We start from the raw sequence: 15,851 nt of genomic DNA on the forward strand, positions 1-15,851 counted from the left end.
TATGGAGGTAAATCAGGCGGTTTGGTGTTCGCTTTCCGCCAGATGCATCAGAAAAGAGAGGGTTACCGGCGGCACCAGCGGCGCAATCGACGACCACTGGCGCTGCTGATACAGCCTGCGCACCCGGGAAGCGGAAATGGGCGCGCCCTCTTTCTCAACCCGCGCCAGCTCAACCACCTGAATCGCCGGCGCGTCGCCGGGCGCTTCCAGCAGCTGGCGCATGCGCTGGTTGTAGCGACGGGTTAATTCACACAGCGGTTCGCTGCCGACAAAGCGGTGGGTCACGCCCAGCGCCGGGGCTAAACGTTCGCGAAAGAGCTGCAGATCGATCTGGCTGTGGCAATCGTCAACCACGCCTTTGTCTTTCAGGAAGTAGCCGGGAAAAGTGGCGCGCGAGATCAGATAGGCCGACCCCGGATGCAGGGTCACGTTGGCGATCCCGGCGATCCCCTGTTCAATCAGCGCCACGCGATCGCGGTAGCGGAAAAACGAAGCATCTTCCTTCACCACGAACAGATGCAGCCAGTCGCAGCGTTGAGCCGCCTGCTCCACCAGCCAACGATGCCCCAGGGTAAAGGGATTGGCGTTCATCACGATGGCGCCGATTTTTTCGCCGGGCTGACGATACATCGTAAGCTGGCGGCAATAGCGGGCCAGACGTTCGCGGCTATTTTCCATTAACACGGCCTGCTCCCCCGCGCGGGCGATAGGCCAGAACCCGGCGCAGGAGAAGAGCTCCGCGTTATAGGGTTTAGTGAACAGAAACAGCTCGCTGCGGCCCAGCTCATACGCCAGGGTCATCAGTTCAGTCAGCAGCTTCAGGCTGAGCCCTTCCCCCTGCAGCGACGGGTCGACGGCAATACACTTCAGAACGCATCCGGCAATGGCGCCGCAGCCGACAATGCGCCGCTGGTACTCGACGATAATCGCCCATTCGCAGTCCGCCTCCAGCGAGAGCTGGTGCTGATGAAGAAAGAGGTCAACGGCCTCTCGCCGCCGGGGGTCGAGCTGTACCGCGACGCGTTTTACTATCAGATTCATTTTTTTCGCGCTTCATTGACCAAAACGAGCTGTATTTCGCCATCGTTCCCGCAGCGGTTCTTTTATTTCAATCACATTTTTCCGCGTACCTTAATTGGCTTTATGGTTTTTATGTTGTTAATTAATTCAGAAGAATAAAAACAATTAAATTAATTAAAAACACGACTAATCAGTGAAGATAATCACATATCGCCGGGGAACATATTTATTATTATGCCGCCGTCCTATTATTGTTTTTTCTAACGGCATTAATACACAAAATCATTCAAGTTGCATCGAGGTGGTAACTGAATGAATCCCCAGGAGCTTACGCATAGTAAGTGACTGGGGTGAGTGAGGCTGCCAACAAAGAGGCTGCTTGAAGGATGATGTGTATATTCCTTTTTTTAACAGGGTGACGTCATATGACTAATATGAGCCAGGCTCCATCTGCGGAGAAAAAAGGGGTTAGCGATATTCTGGGGTTTAAAATCTTCGGCATGCCGCTACCGCTTTACGCCTTTGCGTTAATCACTTTACTACTTTCACACTTTTATAATGCCCTGCCGACCGACATTGTTGGTGGCTTCGCGATCATGTTTATTATTGGCGCCGTTTTTGGCGAAATTGGCAAACGCCTGCCAATCTTCAATAAATATATTGGCGGCGCGCCGGTGATGATCTTCCTCGTGGCCGCCTATTTCGTTTACGCCGGCATATTCACCCAGAAAGAAATTGATGCAATCACTAATGTGATGGATAAAAGTAACTTCCTGAACTTATTCATCGCAGTATTGATTACCGGCGCAATCCTCTCGGTTAACCGTAAGCTGCTGCTGAAATCTCTGCTGGGTTATATTCCGACCATTTTAATGGGGATCCTCGGCGCATCCATCTTCGGGATTATCATTGGCCTGTGCTTCGGTATCTCCATCGACCGCATCATGATGCTGTACGTCCTGCCGATTATGGGCGGCGGCAACGGCGCGGGCGCGGTGCCGCTGTCTGAAATTTATCACTCCGTCACCGGCCGTTCGCGTGAAGAGTACTACTCCACCGCGATTGCCATTCTGACCATCGCCAATATTTTCGCCATCGTCTTTGCCGCGCTGCTCGATATTATCGGTAAAAAACACACCTGGCTGAGCGGTGAAGGCGAACTGGTGCGTAAAGCCTCCTTTAAAGTCGAAGACGATGAAAAAGCGGGCCAGATAACCCATCGCGAAACTGCCGTCGGCCTGGTGCTCGCCACCACCTGTTTCCTGCTGGCCTACGTTATTGCCAAGAAAATTTTGCCAAGCATTGGCGGCGTCTCTATCCACTATTTCGCCTGGATGGTGCTGATCGTCGCGGCGCTGAACGCTTCCGGCCTCTGCTCGCCGGAGATTAAAGCTGGCGCCAAACGCCTGTCTGACTTCTTCTCTAAGCAGCTGCTGTGGGTACTGATGGTCGGCGTCGGCGTGTGCTACACCGACCTGCAGGAAATTATCGACGCGATTACCTTTGCGAACGTCATCATCGCGGCGGTAATCGTGGTGGGTGCGGTCATCGGCGCGGCCATCGGCGGCTGGATGATTGGCTTCTTCCCGATTGAGTCCGCGATCACCGCCGGTCTGTGCATGGCCAACCGCGGCGGCTCGGGCGATCTGGAAGTGCTCTCTGCCTGTAACCGTATGAATCTTATCTCTTATGCGCAAATCTCCTCCCGTCTGGGCGGCGGTATTGTGCTGGTCATCGCCAGCATTGTGTTCGGCATGATGATGTAACCAACACGCACGATGGCGATGTTTGAGCGTCAACCACAGCGGTGCTCTTTAGGGTCCAGAGCCGGGGGCGGCTTCGGGAAATCCACCCTACTCCTTAGCCGGAAGTATCGTTTGGTTAGCCTTCAAACACGCCGTCGTGCCCTTACTTTAGGGTCTTTCAATGACTGAAGCTGTACTGCTGGGTGAAGGCTTCACCCTGATGTTTCTCGGCATGGGGTTCGTGCTGGCGTTTCTGTTTCTGCTGATTTTCGCCATCCGCGGCATGTCCGCCGCCGTCAACCGCTTCTTCCCCGAACCGGCTACCGCGCCGAAGGCCGCACCCGCCGCCGTAGCGCCCGCTGACGACTTCGCCCGCTTAAAGCCGGTGATTGCCGCCGCTATTCACCACCATCGCCGACTTAACCCTTAATTCACGGAGGAATCCATGACCGTTGCCATTACCGATGTCGTCCTGCGCGACGCCCACCAGTCCCTTTTCGCCACCCGCCTGCGCCTCGACGATATGCTCCCCGTTGCGGCCGCCCTCGATGACGCGGGCTACTGGTCCCTTGAATGCTGGGGCGGCGCCACCTTTGACGCCTGCATCCGCTTCCTCGGCGAGGACCCCTGGGTCCGCCTGCGCGAGCTCAAAAAGGCCATGCCGAAGACCCCGCTGCAGATGCTGCTCCGCGGCCAGAACCTGCTCGGCTACCGCCACTACGCCGATGACGTGGTGCAGCGCTTCGTCGAGCGCGCCGTCAAAAACGGCATGGACGTGTTCCGCGTCTTCGACGCCATGAACGACCCGCGCAATATGCAGGCCGCCCTGCAGGCGGTGCGCAGCCACGGCGCCCACGCCCAGGGCACGCTCTCCTACACCACCAGCCCGGCCCACACCCTGCAGACCTGGCTCGACCTGACCGAACAGCTGCTGGAGACCGGCGTCGATTCCATCGCGATTAAGGACATGTCCGGCATTCTCACCCCGATGGCGGCCTTCGAGCTGGTGAGCGAAATCAAAAAACGCTATGACGTCAGGCTGCACCTGCATGCTCATGCCACCACCGGGATGGCGGAGATGGCCCTGCTGAAGGCCATCGAGGCCGGCGTCGACGGCGTCGATACCGCCATCTCTTCCATGAGCGCCACCTACGGCCACCCGGCCACCGAGGCGCTGGTGGCGACGCTGGCAGGCACAAAACATGACACCGGGCTGGATATCCTGAAGCTTGAGAACATCGCGGCGTACTTCCGCGAGGTGCGCAGGAAATATCACGCCTTCGAAGGCCAGCTGAAGGGCACCGACAGCCGTATCCTCGTGGCCCAGGTGCCGGGCGGGATGCTCACCAACCTTGAGGGCCAGCTGAAGCAGCAGAACGCCGCCCACCGTCTGGATGAGGTGCTGGCGGAAATCCCCCGCGTGCGCGAGGACCTCGGCTTTATCCCGCTGGTCACCCCGACCTCGCAGATTGTCGGCACCCAGGCGGTGCTTAACGTGCTGACCGGCGAACGCTACAGAACCATCGCGAAGGAGACCGCCGGGATACTGAAGGGCGAGTACGGCCACACCCCGGTGCCGGTCAACGCGGCATTACAGGCGCGCGTGCTGGACGGAGCAGAGGCCATCACCTGCCGTCCGGCGGACCTGCTGAAGCCGGAGCTGGCGCAGCTGGAAGCCGACGTGAAGCGCCAGGCGCAGGAGAAGAGTATTCAGCTTGCCGACAACGCCATCGACGACGTGCTCACCGTGGCCCTGTTCCCGCAGGTCGGCCTGAAGTTCCTTGAGAACCGCCACAACCCGGCGGCCTTTGAGCCGGTACCGCAGGCTGAAGAGGTCAAACCTGCTGTGAAAGCAGAGAAACCGGCCGCCTCCGGCGTCTACACCGTGGAAGTGGAAGGCAAGGCCTTTGTGGTGAAGGTCAGCGACGGCGGCGATATCAGCCCGCTGACGGCAGCGGCCCCCGCAGCCGCCCCGGCAGGTGCCGGCACCCCGGTGACCGCGCCGCTGGCGGGCACCATCTGGAAGGTCATTGCCACGGAAGGCCAGACGGTGGCCGAGGGCGACGTGCTGCTGATTCTGGAAGCCATGAAGATGGAAACCGAAATCCGCGCCGCGCAGGCCGGGACCGTGCGCGGTATCGCGGTGAAATCCGGGGACGCGGTGGCGGTGGGCGACACCCTGCTGAGCCTGGCGTAAGGAAGAGGAACGGAAATGGAAAGTCTGAACGCCCTGATTCAGGGCATGGGGCTGATGCACCTCGGCGCCGGCCAGGCCGTCATGCTGCTGGTGAGCCTGCTGCTGCTGTGGCTGGCCATCGCGAGGAAGTTCGAGCCGCTGCTGCTGCTGCCGATTGGCTTCGGCGGCCTGCTGTCGAATATCCCGGAGGCCGGGCTGGCGCTGACCGCCCTGGAGAGCCTGCTGGCGCACCACGACGCCGGGCAGCTGGCGGTGATTGCCGCGAAGCTCCACTGTACGCCGGATGTCCACGCCATCAGGGAGGCATTAGCCCTGGCCCTGCCGTCGGTGCAGGGGCAGATGGAGGACCTCGCCGTGGATATGGGCTACTCCGCCGGGGTGCTGGCCATCTTCTATAAGGTCGCCATCGGCTCGGGTATCGCTCCGCTGGTGATTTTTATGGGCGTCGGGGCGATGACCGACTTCGGCCCGCTGCTGGCCAACCCACGCACCCTGCTGCTGGGGGCGGCGGCGCAGTTCGGCATCTTCGCCACGGTGCTGGGGGCGCTGACGCTGAACTACTTCGGCATCATCAGCTTCACCCTGCCGCAGGCGGCGGCCATCGGCATCATCGGCGGCGCGGACGGCCCGACGGCGATTTATCTGTCGGGCAAGCTGGCGCCGGAATTACTCGGGGCCATCGCGGTGGCGGCGTACTCGTATATGGCGCTGGTGCCGTTAATCCAGCCGCCGATTATGAAGGCGCTGACCAGCGAGAAGGAGCGGAAAATCCGCATGGTGCAGCTGCGCACGGTGAGTAAGCGGGAAAAAATCCTCTTTCCGGCGGTGCTGCTGCTGCTGGTGGCGCTGCTGCTGCCGGACGCGGCGCCGCTGCTGGGGATGTTCTGCTTCGGCAACCTGATGCGCGAGAGCGGGGTGGTGGAGCGCCTGAGCGACACGGTGCAGAACGGGCTGATAAATATCGTGACCATTTTCCTCGGGCTGTCGGTGGGGGCCAAGCTGGTGGCGGACAAGTTCCTGCAGCCGCAGACCCTGGGCATTCTGGTGCTGGGGGTGATTGCGTTCTGCGTGGGGACGGCGGCGGGGGTGCTGATGGCGAAGCTGCTGAACCTGTGCAGCCGGAACAAAATCAACCCGCTGATTGGCTCGGCCGGGGTGTCGGCGGTGCCGATGGCGGCCAGGGTGTCAAACAAGGTGGGTCTGGAGTCGGACGCGCAGAACTTCCTGCTGATGCACGCGATGGGCCCGAACGTGGCGGGGGTGATTGGCTCGGCGATTGCTGCCGGGGTGATGCTCAAGTACGTGCTGGCGATGTAAAAACTCGTTGTTCCCGGCTCGCGCTGCGCTTAGCCGGGCTACCCGCCCGGACGGGCGCCGCGCGCCGCCTCCGGGAAATACCCCAGGCTACGGCGCAAAAGCCCGATCGGGCGGTACGTAAAACGTCGTATTCCTACTGGATGAGTTCTGAAATCAGTAAATCTGTGGGCCGATTCAGCGCCGTCGGCCCCTAAAAAAGAGAAAATGACCTTTTGATGTCAATTCGCCCAATGTTTGCCCGAAAAATCACGCACTGGTTTGCCCGACGTTCGTTTCAGAACCGCATCTTCCTGTTGATCCTGTTTACCTCGACAATCGTGATGCTGGCCATGTCATGGTATCTCACCAGCATTACGGAGGAACGCCTGCATTACCAGGTGGGACAGCGCGCGCTGATTCAGGCCATGCAGATCTCCGCCATGCCCGAACTGGTTGACGCGGTAGAAAAGCACGATTTACCGCGCATTAAAGAACTTATCGACCCGATGCGATCGTTTTCCGACGCCACCTATATCACCGTCGGTGACGCGAAAGGTCGGCGCCTGTATCACGTGAATCCAGAGGAAATCGGTAAATCGATGGAAGGCGGAGACAGCGACGAGGCGCTGTATAACGCCAAAAGCTACGTGTCGGTGCGTAAAGGATCGCTCGGTTCGTCATTACGCGGCAAGTCGCCGATCCAGGACAGCACCGGGAAGGTGATCGGTATTGTATCGGTGGGCTACACCATCGAACAGTTAGAAAACTGGCTGAGTCTGCAAATCGGATCGCTGATGATCCCGATGGCGATCATGCTGCTTCTGCTGCTCTACTGCGCCCGGCGCTTCTCGCTGCATATCAAAAAACAGATGCTGAATATGGAACCACAGCAGCTCTCACAGCTGCTTATCCAGCAGAGCGTCCTGTTTGAATCGGTCTTTGAGGGGCTGATAGCTATTGACTCCCACTACCGAATTACCGCCATCAATCAAACCGCAAGGAGGCTATTAAACCTGAGCCAGCCGGAAACCATTCTGATTGGCAAAAGCATCAGCAGCGTGATCTCTCAGGAGGCATTCTTCTATGACGCGCCGCAGACAAATAAAAAAGACGAAATCGTCACTTTTAATCAAATTAAAGTGATCGCCAGCCGTATGGCCGTCACGCTTAATAACGAGCCCCAGGGCTGGGTCATTAGCTTTCGCAGTAAAGACGATATCAACACTCTGAGCCTGCAGCTCAGCCAGGTCCAGCAGTACGCGGATAACCTGCGCGCCGTACAGCACGAGCATCGCAATCTGATCTCCACCATTGCCGGGCTGCTGTTTTTAAAACGCTACGATAACGCGCTGGATCTTATTCAGCAGCAGTCTGAGAGCCACCAGAAAGTGCTCGATTTTATTGCCCGCAATTTTAAAGTGAACCACCTTGCCGGGCTGCTGATCGGCAAATATTACCGCGCCAAAGAGCTCGGATTAGAGCTGGTCTTCGATCCCGCCTGTCACGTTGAAACCCTCCCCTCTTCGCTGTCGCATAATGAATGGATCTCGATCGTCGGCAATTTGCTGGATAACGCCTACAACGCCGCCCTACGTCAGCCGGCAGGTTCAAAGCAGATCGAATGCCTGATCAACAGCGAGGGCGGCGAAGCGATCGTCGAGATCGCTGACCAGGGCTGCGGGATTGAGGAATCGCTCCGCGATCGTATTTTTGAGCGCGGCGTGACCAGCAGCGGCAGCGGCGATCACGGCATCGGACTCTGGCTGGTTCGCAGCTACGTTGAGCAGGCGGGCGGCAATATCGTCGTCGATGACAACATCCCTTTTGGCACTATTTTTACCCTTTATATCCCCCTGACCCGAGATGAACACCATGGATAGCATCACCACTCTCATCGTTGAAGACGAACCTATGCTGGCGGAAATTCTGGTGGATACCATCAAGCAATTTCCCCAGTTCGAAGTCATTGGCATTGCGGATAAACTGGAAAGCGCAAAAAAGATGCTTCGCCTCTATCAGCCCCAGCTCACCCTGCTGGATAACTTCTTACCCGATGGCAAAGGACTCGATTTGATCCGCCACGCCGTCAATACTCATTATAAAGGGCGCATCATTTTCATCACCGCCGACAACCATATGGATACCATCAGCGAAGCCCTGCGGATGGGCGTTTTTGATTACCTGATTAAACCCGTTCACTATCAGCGCCTGCAGCATACGCTTGAGCGTTTTGCCCGCTATCGCAGCTCTCTTCGCTCAAGCGAGCAGGCAAGCCAGACCCATGTTGACGCCCTGTTCAATATCCAGGCAAAAGAGCAGGCGGAAGCCGCAGGCTCTCCGCTGCGGGGTATTGATGAGAGCACTTTTAATCGGGTATTACAGCTCTTTGCCGATCCGGAAACGGTCCATACCGCAGACACCCTGGCCCGTATTCTCGGCAGTAGTAAAACCACCGCCCGCCGCTACCTTGAGCAGGGCGTTAAAAACGATTTCCTTGAGGCTGAAATCAGCTATGGCAAAGTCGGCAGACCGGAGCGGATTTATCACGGTAAACATCCTGCGCATATTTAAGCACCGGGAGATGCCCTGTTGAGTGTGCATCTCCTTTTCACTCGCTTATTCCACCGTGTAGCTGACAATAATTTGCCCTTTTTTCATCTTCACCTGGGAAATGACGACTTTACCCAGTTCGGACAGGCTGGCCACGTGCGTCCCGCCGCAGGGATAGCTCTGCATGTCGCCGAACCCGACCTTGCGCAGGCCATCGGCAAAAGTAAGCTGACGCGGTAAATTGTCTGCCTGCCAGGCCTCGACTTTTTCCAGCAGCGCGCTGGCCTCGGGCAGCCCGCCATGCGCGCCTGGGGCAAAAATAATACGGCTTTCTCCCGGCCAGTGATGTCCTTTGATCGGCTGCCAGCCCGACAGCTCCCCGGCCTGGGCAAGCGCGTGCCCGGCGGAGTGCAGACGCGCGTGCAGCCGCCGGCTCTCTGGATCGATGCGGATCGTGACCTCGCCGGCCGGCAGCGGCTGTGAAACGATATGCGCCACGCTATCGCCGCGGCTAACCACGCCCTCGACGGCGAGGCCGGCAATCCAGCCACGATCCGCCGGCTGCCCGCCGCCCTGCGGGTGAAACAGCGTGCGATCCAGCTCAATGGCATAGCGGCCATCGGCTTCGCTCAGGCAGTTGACGACTTGCGCAAGGCATTCCTCGGCGTCGCTGGTGTAATAAAGGCGTTCAGTCATGGTTGTCCTCCTCTCTGTCAGGACAGTATATTGATATTGCTGGCGGCGATAATCCCGCCTGACATCAACGCAATTTTGCTCCGGAAGCACAAATGAATCTGAGCCTACTGCCCGACCTCGCCCTGTTCGTACAGATTGTGGAACAGGGCAGCTTCTCCGCCGTCGCACGCCAGGCCGGCGCAACGCCTTCGGCGATCAGCCGCAGCGTCTCGCGCCTGGAGCAGGAGATGGGCTGCAAGCTGCTGCACCGCACCACGCGCAAGCTGCGCCTCAGCGATGCCGGGAAAATGGTGTATGAACATGCGCTGGAGATGCTGGAATCGGCGCGTATGGCCATGGACTCCGCCAGCAGTACCCAGGCGGTGGCGCAGGGCAAGCTCACGCTCAGCGTGCCGAAAGCCGTGGGACGGTTTGCCATTCACCCGCTGATGCTGGAATTTTTTAACCGCTACCCGAAGATCGACGTCTGTCTGCGGCTTGAGGATCGGGTTCTCGATTTTATTGATGACGGCATCGATCTGGCGCTGCGTATCACCCCTACCCCCTCGCCGGGGCTGCACGGTAAGCCTTTGATGACCATCAGCCACGTCATCTGCGCGACGCCCGGCTATCTGGAGCACTATGGAACGCCGCAAACGCCGCAGGATCTGCGCGAACATAGCTGTATCAGCCTTGGCGAGACGCCCGCCGATTCGCGCTGGAAGTTCCGCCGCGGGGGGAAAACGGAAACAATTCAGACTCACGGCCGCTACGCCGCCAACCATACCGCCGTGCGCCTCGATGCCGTGAAGCAGAATCTGGGCATCGGCAGCCTGCCGCTGTTTACCGCCCGTGAGGCGCTGGCGCGCGGCGAGATTGTGCAGGTTTTACCGGAGTGGGAGTTTATCAGCCGCTATTCCGGCCAGCTCTGGCTACTGTGGTCGGGCAATAAGCATATGCCCGCCAGAATGCGGGCGATGATTGATTATCTTAGCGAGAAGATGAAGCCGGCTTCAGGTAGCCCAGCTCTAACGCCGCGATCGAAAACCACGGAATAAGCGGCTATGAATAAAAACGGGGATGCGATATCACCCCCGTTGATTCATCTTGATGATCAATATCGTTTACTGATGGTGGGTTGTTAAGCGTAATTTATTATAATTAATCAGGCTTCCCGCCTTAATTATCTCCCGCTCTGCTGAGGTGAGCCCCTCCATGTAAAGAGAGATCTCTTTAATGGGGCGATCGTGGCCGATCACGAACGCGGTAATCTGACGCAGATCGGTTTCCAGGGCTGACCTGATCCCCGGGATATAGATGAAGTCGCCGACCTCAAACTCCGGCAGCGCCTTCATCTGCAATGGCAGCATTCCCCAGTTAATCACGTTCGAACGATAGCGCTTCGTGGCATACTGCTGGGCAATATTTGCCAGGCCACCAAGGACTCTCTGGCAGCTGGCGGCTTGCTCTCGTGCGGAACCATCGCCGGGTTTGACCGCATAAACCATGCTGCCAATCTCCGTCTGCTCAAGCGTGACATTTTCCTGCCCCGGCAGTTGGCGGATCCGGGAAAAAACCGCCTCAAGCTGCGGATCCAGGCGACAAGGATCGTCCCCCTCGATCCGTAATTTTTCCAGCGCCGCAATCTTCTTACTACGGCCGACATAGCCCGGATCGCGTCGCGAAAGGGTAAACTCAGCCAGCCCTAACGGATTGGAGCGAAATGATGAGGTTTCGCCTGATGGAATCAGTTCATCGGTGGTGGTCACCGGATCCATGATTTTTGAGGTCACGTTTAACAAAATATTGTCCGTCAGCTCACTCATCTCCGGCCAGTCTTTTATATTGGGGCCGTAGATCAGCGCTTGCCGGGACGCTCCTTTAATAAACCCTTGATAAACACGGCTCCGATAAGGTGAAGCATCAAATTCATACTGCGGAATGTCTTCCCAGCAATCGAGCGCGGAAGCCGATGTCAGCACGCCCCCATTGGCAGCCGTCGCCGCTATGGAGCGGGCATCCATCAGCGCAACGGCCGACATTTGCCCATTCCCGGGTTTGGACCCTTCCCGGTTGGGAAAATTACGCGTCGTGTGGCGAATGCTCAGTCCATTATGCATGGGCGTGTCGCCTGCGCCGAAGCAGGGGCCGCAAAATGCGGTACGCATAATCGCGCCAGCGCTTAATAAATCGGTCGTTATCCCTTTTTTGGTCAGATCCATCAGCACCGGCTGGGATGAGGGATATATCGAGAGAGAGAAAACGTTGTCACCGCAGGCGTGATTTTTCAAGGCATGAGCCGCTTCGACCACGTTAACATAATTTCCGCCAGCGCAGCCGGCGATGATCCCCTGCTGAATCCGCAGCTTCCCATGTTCGACTTTATCCAGCAGAGAGAGCCTGGCGCGTCCCTGGGAAATGTTATCCGCCGCAATCTCAATCTCGTGCAAAATATCCTGCAAATTCTCATTAAGCGTATCAATTTCATATACGTTGGCAGGGTGAAAAGGCAAGGCGATCATCGGCTTGATGGTGCTTAAATTCACTTCTATGCAGCCATCATAGTAGGCCATATCTTTTGCTGAGAGCGGACAATAGTCTTGTTCCCTGCCGTGAATACGCAGGTAGTGTTTTGTCTCTTCATCCGTTTGCCAGATGGACGATAAACAGGTGGTCTCCGTGGTCATTACATCTACGCTATTCCTGAAGTCGGTAGACATTGTCGCCACGCCCGGCCCCACAAACTCCATAACTTTATTTTTCACATAACCGCGCTCGAACACCGCGCCAATTATCGCCAGGGCAATATCCTGAGGACCAACGCCGGGCGAGGGTTTTCCTGTCAAATACACGGCGACAATCTCAGGATAATCAATATCCCAGGTCTCTCCGAGCAGTTGCTTAACCAACTCGCCGCCCCCCTCACCAACCGCCATGGTCCCTAAAGCGCCATAGCGCGTATGGCTGTCTGAGCCCAGGATCATTTTCCCACCGCCGGCCATCATCTCGCGCATATATTGATGAATAACTGAGATATGGGGCGGGACATAAATACCGCCATATTTTTGCGCTGAGGACAAACCAAATATATGATCGTCGCTGTTGATAGTGCCGCCGACAGCGCAAAGCGAATTATGGCAATTCGTCAGAACATAGGGTAATGGAAAACGTTCCATTCCCGAGGCCTTAGCAGTCTGGATGATGCCCACAAAAGTAATATCGTGGGAGGCCATTGAATCAAATTTAATTTTTAACTGCTGTTCATTCCCTGAAGTATTATGGGCGGAGAGGATCGACCACGAGATCGTTCCCTTGCGCGCCTCATGCTTCTCTAACGCGACTGACCCCTTATCAGCAGCAATAATACCGTGCTGATGTGATATATAGACTCCATGGTCATACAATTTAATCATCACATATATCCTTAGATGTTGAAAAAACACGCCTGACATTAGCCATTCGATAAAAATGGCTGACCGCGATTAATAAAATGGGAAGAAAACAGGCAGCAAAATAAAGCTGACAATGACCGATATCAAAATAAGCGGCAATCCAACCTTAACGTAATCGACAAATTTGTAGCCACCCGCGGAAAAAATCATCATATTAGCCGGGGTGCCCACCGGCGTTGCGTAAGCACATGAACAGCCGATAACAATCGCCATTAACACCGCCCGGGGATCGGCGCCCATAGAATGAGCAATAGACAGGCCAATCGGCATTAATAAAGCGGCGGTTGCCGTATTCGACATGAAATTGGTTAACGCGCAGGAGATTACCAATACGGCGCTCAAAAGTAAGAAAGGCGACGCCTGCTGGCCTAATAACGCGATAATTGAGCGCGCCATAATGGCGCCAGCGCCGGTGGTTTCCAGCGCTTTTGCTAATGCCAGAGTGCCGCCGAAGAGGAAAATCGTCTGCGAGTCGATAGCCTGGTAAGCCTGTTTTTCCGTAATGACCCGGGTCACAATCAACGACAATGCGCCAATTGAACCGACGATCGCAATCGGCAAACCCAGCTGTTTTTCAAAAATCATGCCCAGTACGGTCAGGATTAATACCGATAGCGCAATCACCTGCTTATATTTCGGGCATGCCTGCGCTTTAATATTATTAACACTTTGAGGCTGGGCCGCATTCGTTTTTGGCAATATGCGATAGCCGATCGTTACAAAATAGAGTATGCCGCAGGCCAGCATTGGAATGCCTAACTTAGCATATTCAAAAAACCCGAAGCGTTGGCCAACCTGCTCCAGCGCCGACTGCGCGATCAGATTGCCGGGTGAGCCGATCAGCGATAAATTTCCCCCCAGCGCCGAGGCAAAAGCCAGCGGCATAAGCAAGCGCGACCGGGCATATCCTGATTTCATCGCTGCGCCAATCACCACAGGAATGAGGACCGCCGCCGTGCCGGTATTGGATAGCAGCCCGGAAAGCGTTCCGCAGACCAGCATAATGACGACTATCAGCTGCTTTTCTGTCCTGGCGTAGCGTGTAACCATACTACCAATTTTATCCGTCACCCCGGTTTCGAATAAGGCGCCGCCAACCACAAACATAGCCACAAACAAAATCACATTTTGATTAATAAAACCGGCAAAAGCCGTTTTGACATCAAAAACCCCGGTCACCACCAGAGTAATACAAACAATCATGGCCGTTACCGCTAAAGGTATTTTTTCCCAAACAAACATGACAATAGAAAAAACCAATAGCGACAACGTAATCGTAACTGGAGACATAAATATATCGCACCTCACCTTGCTAAAAGGCTATGTTTTCTTAATAAGAGGACTTCCCCCCGGGCATCAGAGGATGCCCGGGCAAACCTTCATCTCCTTAAAGATTATTTAAATTACTCCCCAGGCGATTAACATCTCCCACCACCATACCCCGAGGGTGATTTGCAGAATAAAAGTCAGCAATGCTAATATCCCACCAATAATCCACCATGATTTGATATCATTATAGCCAACGCCAAAAATAACTGGCCCTGCCGCACCGCCGTAGTGGGTTACCATGCCACCATAAGAGTTGCTGAATAATAGCGCGAGCGCGGTGAGCATTATCGGTGCGCCAGAAACATTCGCCAGCATGGCAAAGACCGGTACCATCGCGACAATATAAGCACTACCTGACGCGAAGAAATAACGAACCAATATGCTCAGTGCGACAATCACAATAAAAGCGACATTGCCGTGGCCATCAAAGGAAATATTATTTTTAAGCGCCTCTGCTAGCCATACGAAAAATCCAACCTTAGAGAGCAATGAGCTTAAACCAATAATCCCCCCGTACCAGATGAGCGTATTCCATCCTCCTTTATTCTTAATCACGTCATCCCAGGTGACGATTTTCAATACCAGCATCAGCGCCATTACGCAGATCGCAACGGTAGACTCATTGACCCCCAGGGCGCTGCTGAATACCCAACCGCCGAGCGCAAGAACAAAAAGGCAAGAGAGCATCTTTTCCCGCACCGTCATGGGCCCCAAAGCGTCTATGCCTGTCTGAGCAATCTTTTTATTATCAACCCGCTTTAATTCTGGCGGATACAGCTTGTAGGTAATCAGCGGCGTCAGCAGCAACATAATAATGCCAGGTAGTCCTGCGGCCAGCGCCCAACCTCCCCAGCTCAATTTTATGTGGCAAATATCTTCGATCATTTTCAGCGCGAGGATATTCCCGGCCATGGCGGTGAAGAACATGTAGCTGGTCGTTTTAGTGACCATATAGATGTTCAGCATGAGGTAATGGCCCACGCGCTTCGCGCTCCGCTCCGGCTCTGACCCTAAGGCGACGGCGACGCTATTGATTATGGGTAAGACGATGCCGCCAGCGCGGGCCGTATTCGACGGCGTGGCGGGCGCCAGAATCAGGTCAAGAAAAGCGGTAACATAGCCAAGGCCCAACGTCGTGCTGCCAATCTTGCCGATAAGAATATAAGCAATTCTTTTACCCAATCCGGTAATCACAAATGCCGCGCTCAGGGTAAATGCAGAAAAGACTAACCAGGTGGTACCTGATGAGTATCCGCTTAATACGCTGGCGGCTTTTATCGAACCGTCACCCAAATTGCCCACAATCACCATTGATGCCGCAACGGCGATCAGCAATACCACGGGTTCAGAAAACGGTTTAATTACTAAACCTACAATCGCTGCCAGATAGATACCGGATAATACCCAGGCAAGTGTTGATAATCCTTCCGGCGCCGGGCATAAACTGATGAGTAACGGTATTGCTATAATAACAAGCAGCTTCCATAATTTATTATTTTGCATTTCCATTCCTTACCTGCACTCAATATTTGAGGATGCTTGTTGAACGTATTCACATGCCTCCCCTCTCCTCTTCTACGGTGGATT

Annotated in this window: 12 protein-coding genes; 7 read left to right on the forward strand and 5 right to left on the reverse strand. The window is 55.7% G+C overall.

Features of this window, described 5'->3' with window-relative positions; all coding sequences use genetic code 11:
* Positions 1-12: 12 nt before the first annotated feature.
* Entirely contained in the window at positions 13-1,041 is a 1,029-nt protein-coding gene (citC, locus tag JLG71_RS23610; RefSeq protein ID WP_102803120.1) for a [citrate (pro-3S)-lyase] ligase, read from the reverse strand.
* Between the two features lie 404 nt (positions 1,042-1,445).
* Between citC and citS the strand changes: the two genes are divergently transcribed.
* The 6 genes from citS to citB all read left to right on the forward strand — a co-directional run bounded on the left by citS (position 1,446) and on the right by citB (position 8,829).
* Positions 1,446-2,786 carry a citrate/sodium symporter CitS gene (citS, locus tag JLG71_RS23615; RefSeq protein ID WP_047724529.1) on the forward strand — a complete coding sequence of 447 codons (1,341 nt, stop codon included), beginning with the start codon at positions 1,446-1,448 and terminating at the stop codon, positions 2,784-2,786.
* A 160-nt stretch (positions 2,787-2,946) separates the two neighbouring features.
* On the forward strand, positions 2,947-3,195 hold the full coding sequence (locus tag JLG71_RS23620) for an oxaloacetate decarboxylase subunit gamma (protein ID WP_185219619.1): 249 nt from the start codon (positions 2,947-2,949) through the stop codon (positions 3,193-3,195).
* Positions 3,196-3,210: 15 nt separating this feature from the next.
* Positions 3,211-4,962, forward strand: a complete 1,752-nt coding sequence (gene oadA, locus JLG71_RS23625; RefSeq protein WP_200913851.1) for a sodium-extruding oxaloacetate decarboxylase subunit alpha — start codon at positions 3,211-3,213, stop codon at positions 4,960-4,962.
* 15 nt (positions 4,963-4,977) lie between these two features.
* Entirely contained in the window at positions 4,978-6,279 is a 1,302-nt protein-coding gene (locus JLG71_RS23630; protein WP_014839646.1) for an oxaloacetate decarboxylase subunit beta, read from the forward strand.
* Positions 6,280-6,509: 230 nt separating this feature from the next.
* Positions 6,510-8,138, forward strand: coding sequence for a citrate sensor histidine kinase CitA (citA, locus tag JLG71_RS23635; protein ID WP_032722051.1), 1,629 nt, complete (start codon positions 6,510-6,512; stop codon positions 8,136-8,138).
* Positions 8,131-8,829: a citrate response regulator transcription factor CitB gene (gene citB / locus JLG71_RS23640; protein ID WP_047724537.1), complete on the forward strand. Its 699-nt coding sequence runs from the start codon at positions 8,131-8,133 to the stop codon at positions 8,827-8,829. Before citA ends, citB begins: the two co-directional genes overlap by 8 nt.
* 45 nt (positions 8,830-8,874) lie before the next feature.
* Here the strand turns inward: citB and JLG71_RS23645 are convergent, their stop codons facing one another.
* Positions 8,875-9,504: an alanyl-tRNA editing protein gene (locus JLG71_RS23645; protein ID WP_014227875.1), complete on the reverse strand. Its 630-nt coding sequence runs from the start codon at positions 9,502-9,504 to the stop codon at positions 8,875-8,877.
* A gap of 92 nt (positions 9,505-9,596) precedes the next feature.
* On the opposite strand from JLG71_RS23645, the gene JLG71_RS23650 reads away from it, so the two are divergent.
* Positions 9,597-10,541 carry a LysR family transcriptional regulator gene (locus JLG71_RS23650; protein ID WP_048263811.1) on the forward strand — a complete coding sequence of 315 codons (945 nt, stop codon included), beginning with the start codon at positions 9,597-9,599 and terminating at the stop codon, positions 10,539-10,541.
* Between the two features lie 66 nt (positions 10,542-10,607).
* Here the strand turns inward: JLG71_RS23650 and JLG71_RS23655 are convergent, their stop codons facing one another.
* The 3 genes from JLG71_RS23655 to JLG71_RS23665 form a co-directional block, all read right to left on the reverse strand.
* Positions 10,608-12,896: a hydratase gene (locus JLG71_RS23655; RefSeq protein ID WP_048263800.1), complete on the reverse strand. Its 2,289-nt coding sequence runs from the start codon at positions 12,894-12,896 to the stop codon at positions 10,608-10,610.
* A 69-nt stretch (positions 12,897-12,965) separates the two neighbouring features.
* A complete protein-coding gene (locus tag JLG71_RS23660) occupies positions 12,966-14,225 on the reverse strand; it encodes an SLC13 family permease (protein ID WP_049070052.1) in 1,260 nt (419 codons plus the stop codon).
* Positions 14,226-14,333: 108 nt separating this feature from the next.
* A complete protein-coding gene (locus JLG71_RS23665) occupies positions 14,334-15,767 on the reverse strand; it encodes an anion permease (RefSeq protein ID WP_004098491.1) in 1,434 nt (477 codons plus the stop codon).
* Positions 15,768-15,851 lie beyond the last annotated feature (84 nt).

It is taken from the genome of Klebsiella michiganensis, from assembly GCF_015139575.1.
GTDB lineage: Bacteria > Pseudomonadota > Gammaproteobacteria > Enterobacterales > Enterobacteriaceae > Klebsiella > Klebsiella michiganensis.

Coding starts and splice junctions, on each gene's coding strand:
- citC (WP_102803120.1), bottom strand. CDS start 1,041: ATGAATCTGATAGTAAAACGCGTCGCGGTACAGCTCGACCCCCGGCGG.
- citS (WP_047724529.1), top strand. CDS start 1,446: ATGACTAATATGAGCCAGGCTCCATCTGCGGAGAAAAAAGGGGTTAGC.
- JLG71_RS23620 (WP_185219619.1), top strand. CDS start 2,947: ATGACTGAAGCTGTACTGCTGGGTGAAGGCTTCACCCTGATGTTTCTC.
- oadA (WP_200913851.1), top strand. CDS start 3,211: ATGACCGTTGCCATTACCGATGTCGTCCTGCGCGACGCCCACCAGTCC.
- JLG71_RS23630 (WP_014839646.1), top strand. CDS start 4,978: ATGGAAAGTCTGAACGCCCTGATTCAGGGCATGGGGCTGATGCACCTC.
- citA (WP_032722051.1), top strand. CDS start 6,510: ATGTTTGCCCGAAAAATCACGCACTGGTTTGCCCGACGTTCGTTTCAG.
- citB (WP_047724537.1), top strand. CDS start 8,131: ATGGATAGCATCACCACTCTCATCGTTGAAGACGAACCTATGCTGGCG.
- JLG71_RS23645 (WP_014227875.1), bottom strand. CDS start 9,504: ATGACTGAACGCCTTTATTACACCAGCGACGCCGAGGAATGCCTTGCG.
- JLG71_RS23650 (WP_048263811.1), top strand. CDS start 9,597: ATGAATCTGAGCCTACTGCCCGACCTCGCCCTGTTCGTACAGATTGTG.
- JLG71_RS23655 (WP_048263800.1), bottom strand. CDS start 12,896: ATGATTAAATTGTATGACCATGGAGTCTATATATCACATCAGCACGGT.
- JLG71_RS23660 (WP_049070052.1), bottom strand. CDS start 14,225: ATGTCTCCAGTTACGATTACGTTGTCGCTATTGGTTTTTTCTATTGTC.
- JLG71_RS23665 (WP_004098491.1), bottom strand. CDS start 15,767: ATGCAAAATAATAAATTATGGAAGCTGCTTGTTATTATAGCAATACCG.